This is a genomic window from Prevotella sp. P3-122 (assembly GCF_002251365.1).
In the GTDB taxonomy this organism is placed as follows: domain Bacteria; phylum Bacteroidota; class Bacteroidia; order Bacteroidales; family Bacteroidaceae; genus Prevotella.
The window spans coordinates 40921-59524 of record NZ_NPJH01000016.1 but is presented as its reverse complement, the minus strand read 5'-3'; the positions used below and the strand labels follow the sequence as shown (position 1 = coordinate 59524).

The 18604-nt window shown below is 42.8% G+C and carries 16 protein-coding genes and 1 pseudogene; all 17 read left to right on the top strand.

The genetic code is table 11. The features are described 5' to 3' along the window. The first annotated feature begins 304 nt into the window (after positions 1-304). Positions 305-583, top strand: a complete 279-nt coding sequence (locus tag CIL02_RS03375) for a hypothetical protein (RefSeq protein ID WP_094399072.1) — start codon at positions 305-307, stop codon at positions 581-583. A 12-nt stretch (positions 584-595) separates the two neighbouring features. Further along, positions 596-1534: pseudogene (locus tag CIL02_RS03370) on the top strand (UDP-glucuronic acid decarboxylase family protein). Positions 1535-1541: 7 nt separating this feature from the next. Next, a complete protein-coding gene (locus tag CIL02_RS03365; protein ID WP_094399071.1) occupies positions 1542-3173 on the top strand; it encodes a vitamin K epoxide reductase family protein in 1632 nt (543 codons plus the stop codon). Between the two features lie 58 nt (positions 3174-3231). Beyond that, positions 3232-6063, top strand: coding sequence for an outer membrane beta-barrel protein (locus tag CIL02_RS03360; protein WP_094399070.1), 2832 nt, complete (start codon positions 3232-3234; stop codon positions 6061-6063). Positions 6064-6658: 595 nt separating this feature from the next. Further along, positions 6659-7204, top strand: a complete 546-nt coding sequence (locus CIL02_RS03355; protein WP_206073469.1) for a galactosyltransferase-related protein — start codon at positions 6659-6661, stop codon at positions 7202-7204. Between the two features lie 32 nt (positions 7205-7236). Continuing rightward, entirely contained in the window at positions 7237-8265 is a 1029-nt protein-coding gene (locus tag CIL02_RS03350; RefSeq protein ID WP_094399068.1) for a hypothetical protein, read from the top strand. A gap of 10 nt (positions 8266-8275) precedes the next feature. Then, positions 8276-8590 carry a cysteine peptidase family C39 domain-containing protein gene (locus CIL02_RS03345; RefSeq protein ID WP_094399067.1) on the top strand — a complete coding sequence of 105 codons (315 nt, stop codon included), beginning with the start codon at positions 8276-8278 and terminating at the stop codon, positions 8588-8590. A 160-nt stretch (positions 8591-8750) separates the two neighbouring features. Next, on the top strand, positions 8751-9188 hold the full coding sequence (locus CIL02_RS03340; RefSeq protein WP_094399066.1) for a hypothetical protein: 438 nt from the start codon (positions 8751-8753) through the stop codon (positions 9186-9188). 64 nt (positions 9189-9252) lie between these two features. Beyond that, on the top strand, positions 9253-9687 hold the full coding sequence (locus CIL02_RS03335; RefSeq protein WP_141210109.1) for a hypothetical protein: 435 nt from the start codon (positions 9253-9255) through the stop codon (positions 9685-9687). Between the two features lie 80 nt (positions 9688-9767). Then, positions 9768-12626 carry a hypothetical protein gene (locus CIL02_RS03330; protein ID WP_141210108.1) on the top strand — a complete coding sequence of 953 codons (2859 nt, stop codon included), beginning with the start codon at positions 9768-9770 and terminating at the stop codon, positions 12624-12626. Between the two features lie 37 nt (positions 12627-12663). Further along, complete coding sequence (locus CIL02_RS03325) at positions 12664-12987, top strand: hypothetical protein (RefSeq protein WP_141210107.1); 324 nt, start codon at positions 12664-12666, stop codon at positions 12985-12987. A 184-nt stretch (positions 12988-13171) separates the two neighbouring features. Beyond that, entirely contained in the window at positions 13172-16000 is a 2829-nt protein-coding gene (locus CIL02_RS03320; protein ID WP_170934997.1) for a TonB-dependent receptor, read from the top strand. Between the two features lie 8 nt (positions 16001-16008). After that, positions 16009-16323: a cysteine peptidase family C39 domain-containing protein gene (locus CIL02_RS03315; RefSeq protein ID WP_170934996.1), complete on the top strand. Its 315-nt coding sequence runs from the start codon at positions 16009-16011 to the stop codon at positions 16321-16323. Positions 16324-16482: 159 nt separating this feature from the next. Further along, a complete protein-coding gene (locus tag CIL02_RS03310) occupies positions 16483-16920 on the top strand; it encodes a hypothetical protein (protein ID WP_141210106.1) in 438 nt (145 codons plus the stop codon). 5 nt (positions 16921-16925) lie between these two features. Further along, positions 16926-17129 carry a hypothetical protein gene (locus CIL02_RS15975; RefSeq protein ID WP_141210105.1) on the top strand — a complete coding sequence of 68 codons (204 nt, stop codon included), beginning with the start codon at positions 16926-16928 and terminating at the stop codon, positions 17127-17129. After that, on the top strand, positions 17126-17722 hold the full coding sequence (locus CIL02_RS03305; protein WP_094399059.1) for a hypothetical protein: 597 nt from the start codon (positions 17126-17128) through the stop codon (positions 17720-17722). The genes CIL02_RS15975 and CIL02_RS03305 overlap by 4 nt, the downstream gene beginning before the upstream one ends. Positions 17723-17773: 51 nt before the next feature. Then, entirely contained in the window at positions 17774-18208 is a 435-nt protein-coding gene (locus CIL02_RS03300; RefSeq protein ID WP_141210104.1) for a hypothetical protein, read from the top strand. Positions 18209-18604: the final 396 nt, after the last annotated feature.

The window sequence follows — 18604 nt, the reverse complement described above, 5'->3', positions numbered from 1 at the left end:
AACACAAAAGCGAGTGTCAGCAGAAAGCTTTTCAATGAGAAATCAGCGGCATCCTTATATAGGAACCTCTCAAAAATGTAGAAGTGTACTCAGGTGTATTATTTTTATAACCACCTTGAAATCAATAGATTTTGATTGTATATTTTAGGTACAGGTATACTCAGGTGTATTATTTTTGCGGATAAAATTTTGTTGTTTCAAATAGGCGTGTTACTTTTGCGCAAAACATTTTGTAATATTTATACTGCTTATGGCATTATCGATGATGCCGTCAATTTCGAGAGGTGACTCTTTGGCATCGCAAATGGATATATATTTGCATTTTGACAGAACCTTTACAGAGTTAGGCGGAGTTGTAAGAACACCCCCTGCTCCAATATCCGTAACCCAGTCCGACCATGTCTTCACTTTCGCGGAGTATCTCGCAGGCGAGACCATAGAGGTTGTGTCTGACGACACCATTGTGTACACATCTATAATAGGTGAGGATGGCACGGTAGTTGTTCCAGATGACCTTACAGGTGATTTTACACTTGTACTGTACGTTGGTGACAAGATGTACAGTGCTGAGGTTGAACTGTAAACACAGAAATCAATGAGCAGAGTTCTTGTTACCGGAGGTGCTGGTTTCATTGGTAGCCATTTGTGCCGCCATTTGTTGGAGCGGGGGCGGTCTGTGCTGTGTGTGGACAATTTGTCTTCCGGCAGTGAGTCCAATGTGGCAGAGTTGATGCCAGACGGAAGATTTAAGTTCGTTAATCATGACATTGCAAACTTTGTATGTACTGATGATATCAGTGCGATATTCAACCTTGCATGTCCTGCCTCACCTGTGCAATATCAGAAAGACCCCGTTGCCACAACAAGGACAGCGGTTCTCGGAACCATGAACATGCTCGAAACGGCTCGGCGTAACAACTGTCCAATGTTGCAGGCATCAACGAGCGAGGTGTACTGAGACCCGCATGTACATCCTCAGACTGAAGACTACTGGGGTAATGTCAATCCTGTAGGTGTGCGCTCATGCTACGATGAGGGAAAGCGCTGTGCCGAAAGCCTATGTATGGACTACCACCGGCAGTATGGTGTAAAGGTGAAAGTTATCCGTATTTTCAACACGTACGGTCCACGTATGGCCTTTAACGATGGACGTGTGGTGTCCAACTTCATAGCTCAGTCCCTGAACGGAGAGCCTATAACCGTCTATGGCGATGGAGCCCAGACACGTTCTTTCATGTATGTTGATGACCTCGTTGATGCGATGTTTAGGGTTATGAGAACCCCCGATGACTTTACAGGCCCTGTGAACATAGGCAATCCATGTGAAACCTCAGTTCTGAGTTTGGCCCGTAAGATAGTGTCAATGACAGGCTCACGCTCGGAAATCATATTGCGTGATCTTCCTCTTGACGACCCTCAGCGCCGCCGCCCTGATATCTCTCTCGCCATTCGTACACTTGGAGGATGGCAGCCGATTGTGCCTTTGGAGGTTGGACTACAGAAGACAATAGAATACATGAAGTTAAATTTATAATGATAAGATGAAAAGTTATTTGAAAAGATTGGTTAACAATGTTGCACCTTTCAGAAACGACGTGGATGTAATGAAAGAGGCTGTGAAAGATTTGTGTTTGCGAATCTCAAATCAAACTCTAAGAGAAAAATTGGACAAACATCCGAATACTTATAGCTTGTTGGCATTCCAAGATTTATTTTATGATTTTAATGTCGACAATATCACCATAAAATGTTCTGATATGAACAGACTGATTTCCTATAAAGGAAGTGCTATAGTTCAGGTAATGATTGACCAAAACTATTTGTTCGCATATGTCTATTCTTTTTTACCCAATACAGTGGATTGGTATAATCCAATAAAGCTTTGCCGTGAAAAAATCGATTTCGTTAAGTTTATGCAGCTTTATACTGGATATATTATGTTTGCAGAGTCTAATGATAGATATTGTGAGCCGTCTTTTACTTCAAACAGATTAAAAGATTTATTTAAAAAGAGTTTGCTTGTTTTGATAGCATTGGTTATACCTGCCGCCATCTTTCTTTTTATAACTATCAGATTGTTTTTCGATTTTACTCATGTATATACCTATTTGTTGACTCTTTTAATTTTCATAGGGTGTGTCGTTTGTGTCATGTTAGTAGTTAAGGATTTGAATTTGTATAGTCCGTTAGTTTCAAAAATTTGTAGTCGAAGTCATAAAGTTGAGTGTGCTGCTGTTTTAGAATCGAGATATTCAACCTTTATTGGAATTAAGTGGTCAGAGATTGGATTGTCATATTTTGTAGGGATGTTATTCTCTGTATTGGCATCAAATTTTGACATTTCTGTTTTATCAAGTATCTCATTAATAATAATTATTACATTACCCTATGTGGCATTTTCAATAATATGTCAGAAATATTATATTAAGGTCTGGTGTCCACTTTGCTTGGTGGTAATGGTTATTTTAGTATTGATTTTTTGCATATCGCTTTTTGGTGGTTATATATTTGTTGATGTTCAAATATTATATACCGTCATAAAAGTTATAGCATGTATTTTTATATCATTTGTGATTATTCGGTTATCATGCAAGTTGTCAAATACTATTAGGGATTTTCATCATTACTATCATGTAAACAATATTATTAAAAGCGACAAAACGGTTTTTGAGTCTTTATTACAGAAGGAGAAAGAGATAAAAACTCCGTCATGTGACATGGGTATAACAATAGGTAATCCTAACGGGAAATATCAGATTGTGAAATTTTGTAATCCGAATTGCCGTTATTGCGCAGAAGCTCAAATAGAACTACAAAAAATCATAAAAGACAATCATGAAGTTCAAGTAAAAATGATATTTAATATATGTCCAGATGATAAAGACTACAATCTAACGCCAATAGATACTTTCCTTAGTATGTATTATGAAGGGAAAGATGTTGAGAAGGCAATCTTTGAATGGTATAGCATTGACAGAAAAAATATTGAAGAATTCAATAGTAAATATAGAACAAAACAGAAGTGTACAGAGAGGAATCTGAAAAACGCTTGGGCAATGTGCCAATTCTATAAAGACAACCTAATTAATGGTACACCAACAATATTTGTTAATGGACATCAATTGCCAAATATGTACTCCATTAGTGATTTGCGGTATGTATTGAATAGTTAATGAAAGATGTATTTGTTTGAACATCATGTTTTAAAAACCTTTAAACCTTTATACAGTTATGAAGCTAAACATTAGGAGCAATACTATAATGATACTTCTGTTTGTCATGACGTTTGGCACCAATGCCGCCATGGCGGTGAAGGACAATACCGAGAGGAAAATCTCTCTGTGGGGACATGTCAAGGACTCCTTCACCAATGGCGGCATCAAGGATGTCATGATTACCCTCATGGACGCAGACAGCTGCGTTGTAGATACCCAGAAGGTCAGGTACTTCGATGAGGACAAGACCTACATGGACTCATATTACGAGTTCAAGATACCGGCCGTGCCCAGACAATATATCATCAAGGCCGAACATCCCGACTATTCCCCATGCTATGTTGACTTCAATGTAAGGTACGTGGCCCGGAACACGTTTTTTGACGCTCCGTTCCATTACATGACAAGAAAGCCAAAGATGAAGTCTGGAGGTGACCTTGCCGAAGTGGTGGTCAAGGCCACCAAGGTGAGGATGGTATTCAGGAAAGATACAGTGACGTATTATGCCGATGCCTTCAACCTGCCCAACGGTTCCATGCTTGACGAGCTGGTAAGGCAGTTACCCGGTGTCCGCCTTGGTGATGACGGAGAGATATTCCTCAATGGCAAGAAGGTGGAGAGCCTTCTGCTTCATGGTGACGACTTCTTCAAGCACGACAAGAACATAGTGTTGCGGAACCTCCCTTCCTACACTGTTAGGAAAATAGATTTCTATGACAAGGCCGACAAGCGCTCGGAATATCTCGGACGGGACGTGACGGAGCGCAAGCTTGTCATGGACGTGCAGCTGAGGAAGGAATACTCACGGAGCTATGTCGCCAACGCAGAGGGAGGCTACGGCACCCATGAGCGGTATATGGGTCGCCTGTTTGGCCTGAGGTTCACACCGCACTCCCGCTTCTCCCTGTACGGCAACACCAACAATACCAACAGCTACCTGCGCCCGGGCTCCGATGGCGAGTGGATGGAGTCTAATCTCAACTCGGGAAGGCTCGCTACCAAGTCGGCAGGTATGGAGCTGATGCTCAAGAACAGGGACGAGACAGTAACGAACCGTCTGACTGCCAATGCCGACTGGCGAGACAACGACCTTGACACCCGAAAGATTGCGTCCACATTCCTGCCCTCGGGCAACAACACTACAGAGAGCCTCCTGTCGAGCCGCTCGAATGGCCTGTTCTCCTTTGTCAGCAATTCCCTGGAGTTCATGGGACCAGTGTACGTGAACTCATATACAGGTTGGATATATATCAAGTCTGACGGCATATCATCCGATGTCTCCTCAACCCTTGCGGACTCCATGCATATAAACACCATGGAGAAATACAATCTCGGCAAAGGCTACAGGTCTACGCTTTGGGAGACGTTAAGTGCGACAAGGAAACTGCCATGGGGAGACAACATCGACCTTGCGGTGACCTTGCGCTACGAGAAGAGCAACAACCGCTCGTTCGACAACTACAATGTCCTGTACCATCTCTCCAGTGCCAGCGACATTCAGGAACAATACAGCGACGCTCCAACTGAGGATTACAGGGTCAACAGCACAGCCGCATACAACCTGTCGCTGCTCAGCGGATGGAACTTCAACCTGGAGTACCAGCTGACGCAGTCGTACCGCCGTGAGCAGAGCAGCCGGTACAGGCTCGACTGGCTTGCCGGATGGCCAGACGGCAATCATGCCATAGGCGAGCTTCCCTCAACGCGCGATTCAATGCTTCTGGCCCTTTCCCCCGACAACAGCTACAAGGCATGGCACCACAATACGGAGAATGGGGTTGCCCTAAGAACATCATGGGTTAAGGAGCGTGGCAACACCAAGTCGCGTCTCGACATTGCCCTGCCGCTGCTCTCAAGACACGAGCGGCTGCACTACATGCGCGGAGAGACAGACACCGTCGGACGCAGGACCAACTGGCTGTTCCAGCCATCTGCGAAGTGGAGTCTTACCAAAGACAGAGGTATGGAGCTGGCCATACATTATAATGCAACTACCACCACACCCGAAATGAAGAGCACCATGGGCTATACTGACACCACAGCCCCCTTGGCTATCGTCAAGGGCAACAGCAGCCTTCGGAATACGGTATCACATGATGCCGGTCTGGAATACCGCAACCGTATAGCAAGGCTGAAGATGCAGTATGGGTTTACGGCAAATGTCGTAGTGGACAGAAATCTGATAGCCAACACCATAACTTACGATGGGGCAACAGGCGTGTACACATTCCAGCCGCAGAACATCAACGGCAACTGGAGAGCTACCATCGGCAACACGCTATCGCTGTCGCTTGGCTCATCGCAGATGTGGTTCCTTGACAACAATGTCAATTTCACCTACAACCGCAATGTAGACTTCGTTACCATGTCAGAGACAGACATGAGCGTGCGGAACAAGGTTGACAACCTCTACCTTGCGGAGAAAATCCGCCTGACAATGCAGAAGGGCAAATTCCGTGGCTCGGCAGTTGGCAATGTCGACTGGCACAAGGCCTCCAATGGCATGGAGCTGTCATCTTCCGTTGACGTTGTTGATTTCAGCTATGGGTTGACGGCAACCTATACCCTTCCGTGGAATGTCAACATTGCAACTGACATGAAGATGTACAGCCGCCGCGGCTATGAGTGGAATGGGGCAAACACCGACTATCTGATATGGAACATGTCGCTGTCGCGCAGTTTCCTGAAAAACGCTCTGAGCGTCAGGCTCACTGGGTATGACATGCTGCGCAAGGTCTCAACCCATACATTTGAAGTGAATGGGCAGGGAAGGACGGAGGTGTTCACCAACAGCATCCCCAACTACTTTATGCTGTGTCTGGGATATAAAATAAATGCAAGGCCATAGAGGTCGAATAATTGTTTAATAAATTTATTAAGAATGAAAAAAATCAAATTGGTTAAGAACACAGAGAAACTTGTGTTGTCCCGTGATGAATTGAAATTAATCTACGGGGGAAGTGGCTCAAAAGATTCGAGCAAGTGTAATAACTTCTGCAATACAAGTAGTGAGTGCGGAGGAACTTGTGCTAAATGCACAGATATCCCCAATTGGGCAGGAAGCAAGGTGTGCTCTATTAATTAGCACATATTTGTATGGGACTATTTTGCACGTAGATACTTTTTTGTATTTATTTGTCATTATAGTCTTCTAATTCAAGGAAACCATTCTGAACTCTGTTATTAGAAAAAGGATGGTTTCTTTGTTCACCCTATTGTTATTTTCGTTTTCAAGAACAATGTTGCATCTGTAAATAATGGTTATGCGTGATCTTACTTTTATTATTCCGATTCGTGTGGACACGGTGAATAGACTGGAAAATATAATAGCAATTATAAAGTTCCTTTGTAGCATAAAAGCATTCATAATAGTTGTTGAATCAAACACTATACAGAACAATATATTAAGAAGACTTTTACCAAGGAATGATAGAATTCAATACATGTTTATTGAAGATGATGACGTGGTGTTTCATAGGACAAAAATAATAAATATTGCACTAGGTGTAGTGAATACAGAATTTGTCTCTGTATGGGATGCTGATGTATTGGTTGATAAAATACAAATTGCAGAATCTATGAATGTATTAAGGGAAGGAAAGGCGGATTTGTCATTTCCATACAATGGCATTTTCCTCAACACTGACATCATTATTAGAAATCTGTATTTGGTGAATCACAATATAAAGAAATTACATAGATTTAAAAACTATATGAGCCAACTGTATGATGATAATTTTGTAGGAGGTGCATTTATTATTAATATGGAAAAATACAGACTGTCTGGATTCGAAAATGAGAATTTCTATGGATGGGGGCCGGAAGATCTTGACAGGGTGTTACGTTGGCAGAATTTGGGATACATTATACATCGGTCCCAAGGCCCCATGTATCATCTCTGCCACCCACGAGATATAAATGGCTGTATGCGTTCCGAAATACAGAACAAACTGTGTAATCAGCAACTTGCATATTCTCAATATTTATAACGTAAGAAGTACTAAACAAATCGTAGTCAAACATGAAGATATTGGAAGACGAGGAGCTTTTATCAATCTTGGATTTAAAGTTGGAAAAGATGGAGTCCGGCCTATTATATGGAAAGGCTGGAATGGCATTGTATTATGCAGAGTTAAGTGAAAAAGATAAAAGATTCACCCCTGTATATAATCGAATAATGGAAAGTCTCATGTCTGATATAAGTGAAAATATTCCTATAGAATTTGGACGTGGCCTAATTGGCATCTCGTTAGCTATGGATTTTATCATGAAATATTTTAAAAAAGGCAATCCAGATTATGTCTTGGATGATATAGATGCCGTCTTATATAAAAGCCTTGATATCTCAAATTTTAAGAAATTTATGAACCTTGGTCTTGTTTCAGAGGGGCTGTTTTATATATCTGTCCACTTGAAATATGGAATTGTAAATGATTATAAGAAACGTTTATATGAAAAAAAAGCTATTTCTCTTTTAGAATATATCTATACAAATAGACAAAACAAATGGTTTGCTGAGGAATATCCTGGATTGTTGTTTTGCAACGAATTCTTTTTCCTCTATTCATTGTGTCTAATGTATGAACAAGGAATTTATCAAACTCGAATAGAACATATCTGCAAAGAGATTATTATAGAATTGTTTGCATCTATACCTTCTTTGCATTACAATAGACTAATTAGATTATTTTTAGTGTCCAAAATAATTAACGTAGTTAAGGTCACCCATGTTTGGGATGAATATTTTGAATTGTTGAGAGGTAATATATCTGTAAAGTATTTAATAGAAGAAGAATGTTCACGTAATAGGTTATATTTATCAGATGGACTTACAGGTATATATATTATGTTATATATGATTAATCGGCTTCGAAACACAACCGTGTTTGAACTAAATTGGGACTATTACACAGCATTAATACTAAATAATAAAAGTTTAATCTCTTTGCGGAATAATACAACAATCTCGACTGGGATAGGGATTAATGGTTATTGGGGTATAAACTATTTGTTAAAAACAATTAGCAAAAAAAATCTGTACCAATTATAATATTCATACAATGAAGTTTTCTAAGTGCATTCCTCATTGCGTGCAGAACAATTCCTCTGACTGTGGGCCAACATCCCTGCGCATGATAGCACGGCACTATGGGCTTGATTACTCGACAGAGATGCTGCGGGAGAATGCCACTGCCACGGCAAGGGTATTCGACAAGTTTGGTGTGTTGATTTGGCAGCAAAGCCTTGGCACGTTTGAGGCAGGGAAACACAAAGTTACGCTTAGTCCTGACATAAGACCGGGCTATCATGTGCTGAACATCTCAGCAGGCAAGCAGGTTCTTCGTACAATAATTGTTAAAAAAGGAGACAACTGACGAGAAAGACATTTGGAATAGTAATATTTGTGCTAACTTTGCTTCCATTAATAGGCTTCGGTGATACATTTACCATCAAAGCACAGAATTTCACTTTCGAGAACGGGGAATACTGGCTACCAAACGTGGATGAATAATAATAATCAAAATCTGACAGAATATGAAAAAAATATTTTTATTAATCACGTTTATTGTTTTTTGCTGTACAAGCAAGGCGGGAACTCCTGTGTTGCGTAGCCAATTAGTAGGGAAGTGGAGATTAATAGACGAAAACTATAAAGATTGTATTGAGACTTGGGAGTTTTCAGAAGATGCAATGACACAATCATGTGAATTCAAGCTTATTAATGAAATTTCTACATACAGCAGACCATATTATCTGTTTACAGGTATTCCAAGTAAGTACGTTCCGTCTTTGATAGGACAAACAAAAAGCGGTACACACATAATATATTATGCAGAGAAACGAAAGATAATCCAATATTATGAGGTTATGAGTCTTAAAAATGACACTCTGACACTTAGATACTATGCAGATGATGCTATAGGATTGTCTGCCGGTTATGTGGTTTTGACCTTTCTGCGTGTGAAAGAATAAGCAATATGACACCCAAGGAGCGGATTACCAATCCGCTTCAACAGAACATAAAAATACCATACAGATGCAAACATTACGAACATTATCAACAGGCTTGTTTATGGCTATAGCCTCATTAAGCATGGCACAGGTAACAGTATCAACCTCACAGTTGAATGGGACCAAGTGGAAAATAAAAGGGGACACAAGTGGCAGTATCGATGAATACACCAGAAGTCAGGAAATTTGGCACCGCAAAGACGGTTCGTTTGGTACATATCCATATTACCTGACAGATACTCCTATAACGTCATACGAATATTCCAAATTCGACTATTCCAAGGTCGGTAAGAACACTAAAGGACGTTACATTGTTTCGGCGAACGAGATTTCGAAAATCACGTATTGCGTCTCCATACAGTCATTCGACAAGACAAAAGGTGTGTTTGTTGTAAAGTTAGTGACAAAAGGACTCATCGGGACGGGCGACGGAATGTGCGAATACGAAATGGTGAAGTGATAGTTGTGATGTGCCATATATATATTTCTGTTGGGACTGATTTGTAAATCATATCAAATAGAACATAATTCAATGAAGTCATGAGGAAAATATTTTTGTCAATAATGCTGCTTCCGTCTTTGTTGTCCGCCCAGACGTATCACATTGACGGATTTATAAAGGATTCGTTCACCAAGGAGGACATCGACTCGGTGAAGGTTACGATGATGACCATGGACAGTGTTGTCGTTGAAAGCTTCTATGGCAACAAATACGGATGGTGGCAGGTATACCGTGACATTTCCGCACCAGGGAAATATATCATGAAATTCGAACATGACGGCTATTACACGACATACAAGAACGTTAATTTCAAGTACCAGAAGTATAGACTTACGGGTGACAGCTTCGGTGAGGTTCTGATGCGCAAGATAAAGATGAAGAAGGAGGTAACGCTGGACGAGGTTGTCGTTAGTGCCACGAAGATAAAGATGGTGATGCGTGGCGACACGATTGTGTATAATGCCGATGCCTTTCAGCTTAGTTCAGGTTCTATGCTTGACAAGCTGGTTATGATGTTGCCAGGTGCACAGCTCAACCATGATGGTGAGATATATGTAAACGGTCAGAAGGTGGAAAGCCTGCTTGTGAACGGTGAGGATTTTTTCAACGGAGACCCGAAGGTGGCTTTGGACAATCTGCCTGCGTATATGGTTGACAAGATAAAGGTATACCGCAAGCTGGACGATAGGATTTTTACACCGGCAGAGTTAAGGAACATTCAGAAAAGCAGTTTGCCTTTGGTGCTGGACGTTGGACTTAAAAGGGAATACAGCATATCGTGGGTAGGCAATGCCGTTGCCGGAGCAGGCACGGGAAAACACTTCGACCTGCGCCTGTTCGCCATGAGGTTCACACCCAACTCCCATTTAGCAGTAGTGGGCAATGCCAACGACGTGCGTGGTGACAGCTACTACGACGCTAACGGCAACTGGCAGAACCCATATGGCAACTCAGGACACATTACGACTCAGGAGATAAAGATAGATGGACTGTTGCAGAATACAGAAAGGACATGGAAGTTGTCTGACTATCTTTCCGTGAAGAAACAGAAACGTGAGGACGTGAGCCTGTCGTCGGGGACAACCTTCGTGGGCGACAATATGTACAGCCGGCATGCAAGGCACAGTACGAACAGAGACCTGAGGCTTAGGTTCAATGGCAAAAACAGTTATGTACCGTCGAAGAAATTCTCCCTGGACTTTGTCCCGAACATCACCTATTACCACTATAATAACAATGCTGCTGACAGGTCTGCAGACTTCAACAGGGAACTGGCAGAGCATTACATGGGAGAGGCTCTTGACAGCCTTTTCGGATATGGGGCGGGATATGAGTACAGGAAGATTCTCATCAGCTCGCTTGAAAGACTGTACAATGGCAAGGGGGATGAGCTGATGACGGACGGGAAGGTGTCCGGCTCAGCAAGGTTCAGGGAAGACAGACTGAACTTCCATGTATCAGGGAACTACAGCGACAAGTCTAACCACAGTCTTACAGACTATAGAAGGTTGGAAGCCGGGGACGAAACAACAAGATACTCGGACAGACCGCAAAGGAGCTTCAAATACGAGACTTCACTGTCGTACCAGTATTTCCTTGACTTTCCTAAATTTACCATGTACATCATACCTGAATACAACTACGCCCAGTCATACAGCTCGGATTGCCGCAACTATTACAAACTTGACAACAGCTCAGCTTCCTTATGGGACATTGACGCTCTCGGTTCAAATAAAGACTCAATAATCGGCTTCATAGACTGGGCAAACAGCTATGACTCACGCCTGTGGAACAGGACAAATACCGCCGCACTTGAACTGTATATGTACAGCAAGCGCGATGACTACCTGAATATCAGCATGACTCCAAGAATACAGTTCCGTAACCTTTACGACAGGATAGAATATTATAGAGCAGGAACCGACACCACCATCAGGCGTACACGCTGGTTTGCGGAGCCTTCGCTGGAACTTAGGATAGACGAGAACAATCAGAAAGGATTGGAATACCATTGGAAACTGAACTATTCCCTTACCCATTCGGCTCCGTCGCTGCTTTACTCCGTCAGATACCGTGACGATGCCACACCGCTTGTTGTCAGGGAGAGCGGCAGCAATCTTTCCGCCATGCACCAGCACAGTGCAGTCCTGAGCTATTCACGGTCGCTTATCAAGAAGCGCAGGTTTCTTACAGCATCGTTGACATATACGCTTTGGGAGAATATGGTTTGCCAGGCAATGAGTTACGACATGTCATCAGGTGTCTATACATATCGCCCGGATGTCATTTCCGGCAACTGGAATATAGAGGGTAACGTCAGATACGAGACACCTTTGGACAAGGCGAAATCATGGAAGTTCACCACACAGTCACGGATAAGTTTCAGGAACAGTCGTGATTATCTCAACACCTCCGGCTCAGCTGCACCTTCTGTAAACTCGGTTGGAAGACTGCTGGCATCAGAGAGATTCGACGTGAACTGGCATCGTAAGCTTTATTCTGTCAACTTCACAGCCAATCTCACCCTGAACCACTCTGAAAGCGCTAGGTTTCAGACGCTTAATGCCATAGATTATGATTATGGCGTGAGAGGGCAGATGCCGTTGCCTGCAGGGTTTGAGGCTTATGCGGAAATGAGGATGTACAGCAGGGCGGGTTATTCTGATGACAATTATAACACCAACCAGCTGATTGCCAACATCAAACTGGCAAAGAGCCTGTTCAAAGGGAAGATACGTGCGGAACTGGAGATCTTTGACCTATTTGACAAGATGTCAGGCTACAGCTACTTCATTAACGCACAGATGCAACAGGAGACCTACCGTAATCTTCTTCGCAGGTACGCCATGCTGAGCCTTACTTACAAGTTCAACCAGAAAAAGAAACATAGCCGATAAAGGAAATCGGACATTCGCATGAACTGGCGGATTAGATATGGCAAAGACAATAGTATTTACAAGACAGTTTGACCGGATGGACTGCGGTCCGGCATGTATCCTACGTTCCCTTTCGCATCTTACCCGTGAGGGTGTGAGTGTGGCTGGCATACGTGATGCTCTGAACCAGATTGGTGCAGATAGCGCATCATTTGAGATGACAATGGAGCAATTGCACGATAAGTGTCCGCACTACCGGCATTACTGGTTCATAGAATACGAGTTGGAAGATTTAGCTATGATTACCAATGTTTATATTAGACAGAAAAATATCTTGCAAGATATCAATGGCCGAAGCACTACGCCATTGGGAGCAGACTAGCTATCTGCTGAAGAGACTGTGCATAGTTATACATAACATGTCAGAAAATGAAAAAGTTAAAAAGATTTGTTATCCATAATGGTATAAAGCCTATAGGAAACGCAGAAATGAACGTTTTCGTTAAGCCAGATAAGCAATGATGAGCTTGCTCAATCATTGCCATAGCGAGAAAAAGTGCATGAAAATGAACAACTTTATTAATCCGGCCTCTATGTTACGTTTCGCCTGTATCGTAATTATGCTGTTCGGCTTCAAAGCCACATTTACCGATGCCCAGACGGTTAAGACCATCTCGGTGTATCAGTATGTGAAGGACAGTTTCACAAAAGCTGGAATCCCAAACGCCAAGGTGACTCTGTTGGATGAGACACGCACGGTTATTGACACAATGAGAACAAGAGGGAGTAACGGCTATTGGGATAAGGAATTGGAACGGACTCCACGCAAATACATTGTAAGAGTGGAACACCCTGACTACGAAACGGGGGAGATGAGTGTAGAGTTGAGGAATCTGCATCGCAACAGGTATTTGGAACTTTCCACCCTGCTTATGAAAAGACGGTTCGTTCTCGACGAGGTCGTTGTTACGGCCTCAATAGTTAAGATAGCCTACAAGGGGGATACCATAGAGGTGAATGCTAATGCTTTCAACATTCCGGAAGGCTCCATGCTCAGCGGACTCGTTGGCAGCATTCCCGGCTGCGAGCTGAAGCCTGGCGGGGAAATTCTGATGAACGGCAGGCGGGTGGACTACCTGTTGCTCAACGGAAAGGAATTCTTCAGAGGTGACAACAGCGTCATGCTCGACAACCTGCCCTATTATGTGGTTCAGAAACTGCAATTCTACGAGAAAGAGGACGAGGAGAAACATGCCAGCACCCTGCAAAAAGACTATGTGATGGATGTGACGCTGAAGCGCGACTATCAGACAGGTCTGGTTGGCAATGCCGAGCTTGCCGGCGGAACAAGCGACCGCTGGCTGGCCCGCACCTTCAACCTCCGCTTCACCAACAACTCCCGCTTGTGCGTTTTCGGCAACGCAAACAATGTAAACCAGACAAATAAGCCAAGCAATGGTGGCAATTGGACGGCTACAACCCAGACGGACGAGCTTACCACCAGGCGCATTGGCATAGACGTGGAGGTGGATGACAAGGACGGCAGGTTCAACGAGCATGCAGAGGGAACTGTCAGATGGGATAAAAGCGAAGACGAAATGCGCAGTGCCACGGAAAGTTATCTTGCCTCAGGCACGGCGTTTGGCAGGAAGCATGACTTCACGGCAGGACGCAACAAACAGATAGACTTAAGAAATAAGTTTCAGGTAGGAGCCTTGACTCTGAATTCTGAGTGGAACCACCACAGAAACGACGGAACGGCCATGCGACGCTCAGCCCAGTTTGCTGCATCGCCGTCATCATTTGGCACTACGACCGTCATACTGGACTCATTACTGCAGGCAAGCACGTCCTCGGCTATAAGTAGAATAGCGACCAACAGCATGAGCAACCAAATGGAAACGAACGGTACGGAATGGACGCTGGGTCAGAAAGTGAACTGGCAAAAATACACAAAGTGGGGTGATGACTACGCCTTGGATTTTGACGGCTCAGTGGGCAACACCAACCGTGACAACACCAATCTCTACAGGCTGAGTTTCTACCAGTCACCGATACGGCAGGAGAGACGCGACCAATACCGTGAGCATAATGAGCGCAGATACCGCTATGCCATTGGCGGAGCCTATCGGTTCCATCTGCTATCTGGATTCCATTTCGGCTCAAGCTATCATTACCAACAGAGTTATAATTCTACGCGGAGCAATCTCTTTAAGGCCAGCTGGGATATCAGTGAGCTCCCATCGGTCACAGATTTCAAGCGGCAGCAGGACTTTGCCAACAGCTATACCAGCCGTCATTATGCCCGTAAGCATGAAGCTATACCCTATATGGCATATCTCAAAGGGCAGGGCTTGGATCAGTTGACAGTATCACTGGAGGTGAAAATCTCACACCTTAATGAAAGGGAATACTACCAACGTGGAGAGATAGACGCGGATGTAAGCAGGAACTATCTCTTGATAGAGCCTAATCTGCATTTTTACAGGACCAAGGGGAAGTGGTCATGGACAGCGAACTATACATTGAGACGCGATGTTCCCGACATCATTAAGACAATAGGATATAGCGACACTTCAGACCCGCTAAGAAAGGAACTCGGCAACTCAGGCCTGAAGCCCTCAGACAAACATGCCATAAGGCTTAGCATAACAAGGAGCCTGAACGATTATTCGCAAAATATATCCTTAATGCAAAGCGTAAACGTCATGAACCGGCTCATTGCCGAAAGTGTTGCCTACGATGCTGGTACGGGTATCTATACATATAAGCCAGAAAATGTCAATGGCAACTGGAACAGCCAGACCCAACTTAATGTCAGAAAGGCGATAGACAGGCAAAAGAGGCTGTTCGTCAACTCTACCACCCGCTTCAGCTACTTCCGAAATGCAGACCTTGCCATGCTCGAAGGCTACACCAACAGCATACTAAACAAGGTGAACAACTGCCTCACGGAACAAGACCTGAACATGGAGTACCAGAAAGGCAAGCTCTTCATAGCTCTCACTGGAAACATCGCATGGGACAAGGTGAGCCGGGATGGCGACGACGAATACGACGTGAGCGCATGGAACTACAGCTACGGTCTGAGCTGTCGTTACAGCTTGCCTTGGGAAATAAAGCTGTCTACTAATCTGAAGATGTATTCCCGACGCGGCTACGAAGATCACCTGTTGAACAGTAACGACATAGTTTGGAATGCCACAATTTCCAAGTCATTCTTCAATGGCAGATTTATCGCCCAAATCGAAGGGTATGACCTGCTGCATCAGCTGAGTAACGTGAGCTATATAGTGAATGCACAAGGGCGTACGGAGACATGGTACCGCTCGCTGCCACACTACGGGATGCTTCATCTGGCATATCACTGGAACAAGAACCCGAAGAAGAAATAGATAAGAGTATGAAATTCCTCAAACGCTTTCCACACTTCAAGCAGAACAATTCCTCTGACTGTGGGCCGACATCCCTGCGCATGATAGCACGGCACTATGGGCTTGATTACTCGACAGAGATGCTGCGGAAGAATGCCACTGCCACGGCAAGGGTATTCGACAAGTTTGGTGTGTTGATTTGGCAGCAAAGCCTTGGCACGTTTGAGGCTGGGAAACACAAAGTTACGCTTAGTCCTGACATAAGACCGGGCTATCATGTGCTGAACATCTCAGCAGGCAAGCAGGTTCTTCGTACAATAATTGTTAAAAAAGGAGACAACTGACGAGAAAGACATTTGGAATAGTAATATTTTTGCTAACTTTACTTCCATTAATGGGCTTCGGTGATGCCTTTTTCATCAAAGCACAGAATTTCACTTTCGAGAATGGGAATACTGGCTACCAGACGTGGATGAATAATAATAATCAAAATCTGACAGAATATGAAAAAAATATTATTATTAATGACGTTTATTGTTTTTTGCTGTACAAGCAAGGCGGGAACTCCTGTGTTGCGTAGCCAATTAGTAGGGAAGTGGAGATTAATTGACGAAAACTATAAAGATTGTGTTAACACTTGGGAGTTTACGGGAGATACAATGAAACAGACTTGGAAATATAAGCTTATTGATGCCCCTTCAATATATAGTAGACCATATTATCTGTTTACTGGTATTCCAAGCAAATACGAACCGTCCTTAGTCGGGCAAACAAGAAGTGGAACACATATAATATATTATGCTGAAAAACTGAAGAGAATCAAGTATTATGAGGTAATGAGTCTTAAAAATGACACTCTGATACTTAGAACGTATACAGAGAAAACAATAGGTCGGTTAGCAGGTTATGTTACCCTAACTCTTAAACGTATTTCGGAATAAGTAATATGATGCCTGTTGGAGCGGATTATCAGTCCGCTTCAACAGAACATAAAAATACCATACAGATGCAAACATTACGAACATTATTAACAGGCTTGTTTATGGCAACCGCCTCAATAAGCATGGCGCAGGTAACAGTATCAACATCACAATTGAATGGAACAAAATGGAAAAATAAAGGAAAAACAATAAAATATATAATATTATGACATTAGATAAATATTTGCAAACGATTAAAAACTGCATATTAACAGACGGTTTTGGCAACATCAAGTTTTCTCGTTTTATCTGCCTCGTAGCATTTCTCTTTTTTTATCAATATTGTTTCGCTGATGATATCAGAACAGAAACGGTCGGGGATAGAGTTGTTACAGAATACCACGTATCGAAATACGATTTGTATTATTATACAATAAATGTGTATAACGAAAAGGCGAGAAATATAAAGAATACCAAAAAGGCTTACGATGAAGTTGGGCTAGCAACAACTCCAGCTTGGACTAACGACCCCTTGCGTAGGCAGGAGGCTAAGAACTTGGCTCAATACTGTAAAGATTTATTTACCAACAACAAAAGAAGGCTGTCAGTTAAGGATATGGGTATATTTGTCAGAACAATAATCATAGATGACGGCCATGTTATTTGTACACGAATTAAATCGAATGTCAGTCTTTTAAATATATTCACTACTAAAGAACTGTCGGATATGTTTGACAAGATAAGCTCATTCAGATACTCCACACCACTCGTTCTTAGTCCCAAAGAAGGATATTATGAAGCAGATATGTGTATATGGAGGTAGTATGATACATGAAGTGTATATATCTTTTAATAATATAAAAGTACCATAAAGATGCAAACATTACGAACATTATCAACAGGCTTGTTTATGGCTATAGCCTCTATAAGCATGGCACAGGTAACAGTATCAACCTCACAGTTGAATGGAACAAAATGGAGAGTAAAAGGGGACACAAGTGGCAACGTCTACGAATACACCCAGAGTCAGGAAATTTGGCGCCACAAAGACGGCTCGTTTAGTCCAAGTCCATATTACTTCACAGATACTCCTATAACGTCATACGAATATTCCAAATTCGACTATTCCAAGGTTGGGAAGAACACTAAAGGACGTTACATTGTTTCGGCGAACGAGATTATGAAAATCACGTATTGCGCATCAATACAGTCATTCGACAAGACAAAAGGTGTGTTTGTGACAAAGTTGGTCACAAAAGGACTTATTGGACCAAGTGATGGAATCGATACATACGAGATGTTGAAGTAGCAGGCGTGAGATAACAACTGGCATCAAAAACATTTAGGTATGAATTCTCGGCACAAAATTACTGCGAATTAAACTTTTTGCAGTAATTTTGCTACCGAGAATAGCTTAATAATATGCAAAAAAATAACGGGGGACAACATGGGAGGCGGTGCGTTGCTTATCACATCTGATGCATTTATACGAGCAGGAAAGGAAGACGAACGTTTCTATGGTTGGGGGTATGAAGATTGGAACAGGCTGTTCCATCCGATAAAGTAATTATTTCGTGAAATCATTTTGGCAAGTCGGCAATAATTCATAACTCGTAATTCTTAATCGCAGCGACGCGAGATTAATTCATATTTCCTAATTCATAAATAGGGTGTACAATTTGATGTGCAAAAATTGGGCACCCAA

Excerpts from the sequence above, each read along its gene's own strand:
- CIL02_RS15975 (WP_141210105.1), top strand. The coding sequence starts at position 16,926 with ATGATGCCTGTTGGAGCGGATTATCAGTCCGCTTCAACAGAACATAAA.
- CIL02_RS03375 (WP_094399072.1), top strand. The coding sequence starts at position 305 with ATGGATATATATTTGCATTTTGACAGAACCTTTACAGAGTTAGGCGGA.
- CIL02_RS03360 (WP_094399070.1), top strand. The coding sequence starts at position 3,232 with ATGAAGCTAAACATTAGGAGCAATACTATAATGATACTTCTGTTTGTC.
- CIL02_RS03365 (WP_094399071.1), top strand. The coding sequence starts at position 1,542 with ATGAAAAGTTATTTGAAAAGATTGGTTAACAATGTTGCACCTTTCAGA.
- CIL02_RS03315 (WP_170934996.1), top strand. The coding sequence starts at position 16,009 with ATGAAATTCCTCAAACGCTTTCCACACTTCAAGCAGAACAATTCCTCT.
- CIL02_RS03330 (WP_141210108.1), top strand. The coding sequence starts at position 9,768 with ATGAGGAAAATATTTTTGTCAATAATGCTGCTTCCGTCTTTGTTGTCC.
- CIL02_RS03345 (WP_094399067.1), top strand. The coding sequence starts at position 8,276 with ATGAAGTTTTCTAAGTGCATTCCTCATTGCGTGCAGAACAATTCCTCT.
- CIL02_RS03325 (WP_141210107.1), top strand. The coding sequence starts at position 12,664 with ATGGCAAAGACAATAGTATTTACAAGACAGTTTGACCGGATGGACTGC.
- CIL02_RS03310 (WP_141210106.1), top strand. The coding sequence starts at position 16,483 with ATGAAAAAAATATTATTATTAATGACGTTTATTGTTTTTTGCTGTACA.
- CIL02_RS03305 (WP_094399059.1), top strand. The coding sequence starts at position 17,126 with ATGACATTAGATAAATATTTGCAAACGATTAAAAACTGCATATTAACA.
- CIL02_RS03300 (WP_141210104.1), top strand. The coding sequence starts at position 17,774 with ATGCAAACATTACGAACATTATCAACAGGCTTGTTTATGGCTATAGCC.
- CIL02_RS03340 (WP_094399066.1), top strand. The coding sequence starts at position 8,751 with ATGAAAAAAATATTTTTATTAATCACGTTTATTGTTTTTTGCTGTACA.
- CIL02_RS03355 (WP_206073469.1), top strand. The coding sequence starts at position 6,659 with ATGTTTATTGAAGATGATGACGTGGTGTTTCATAGGACAAAAATAATA.
- CIL02_RS03320 (WP_170934997.1), top strand. The coding sequence starts at position 13,172 with ATGAACAACTTTATTAATCCGGCCTCTATGTTACGTTTCGCCTGTATC.
- CIL02_RS03335 (WP_141210109.1), top strand. The coding sequence starts at position 9,253 with ATGCAAACATTACGAACATTATCAACAGGCTTGTTTATGGCTATAGCC.
- CIL02_RS03350 (WP_094399068.1), top strand. The coding sequence starts at position 7,237 with ATGAAGATATTGGAAGACGAGGAGCTTTTATCAATCTTGGATTTAAAG.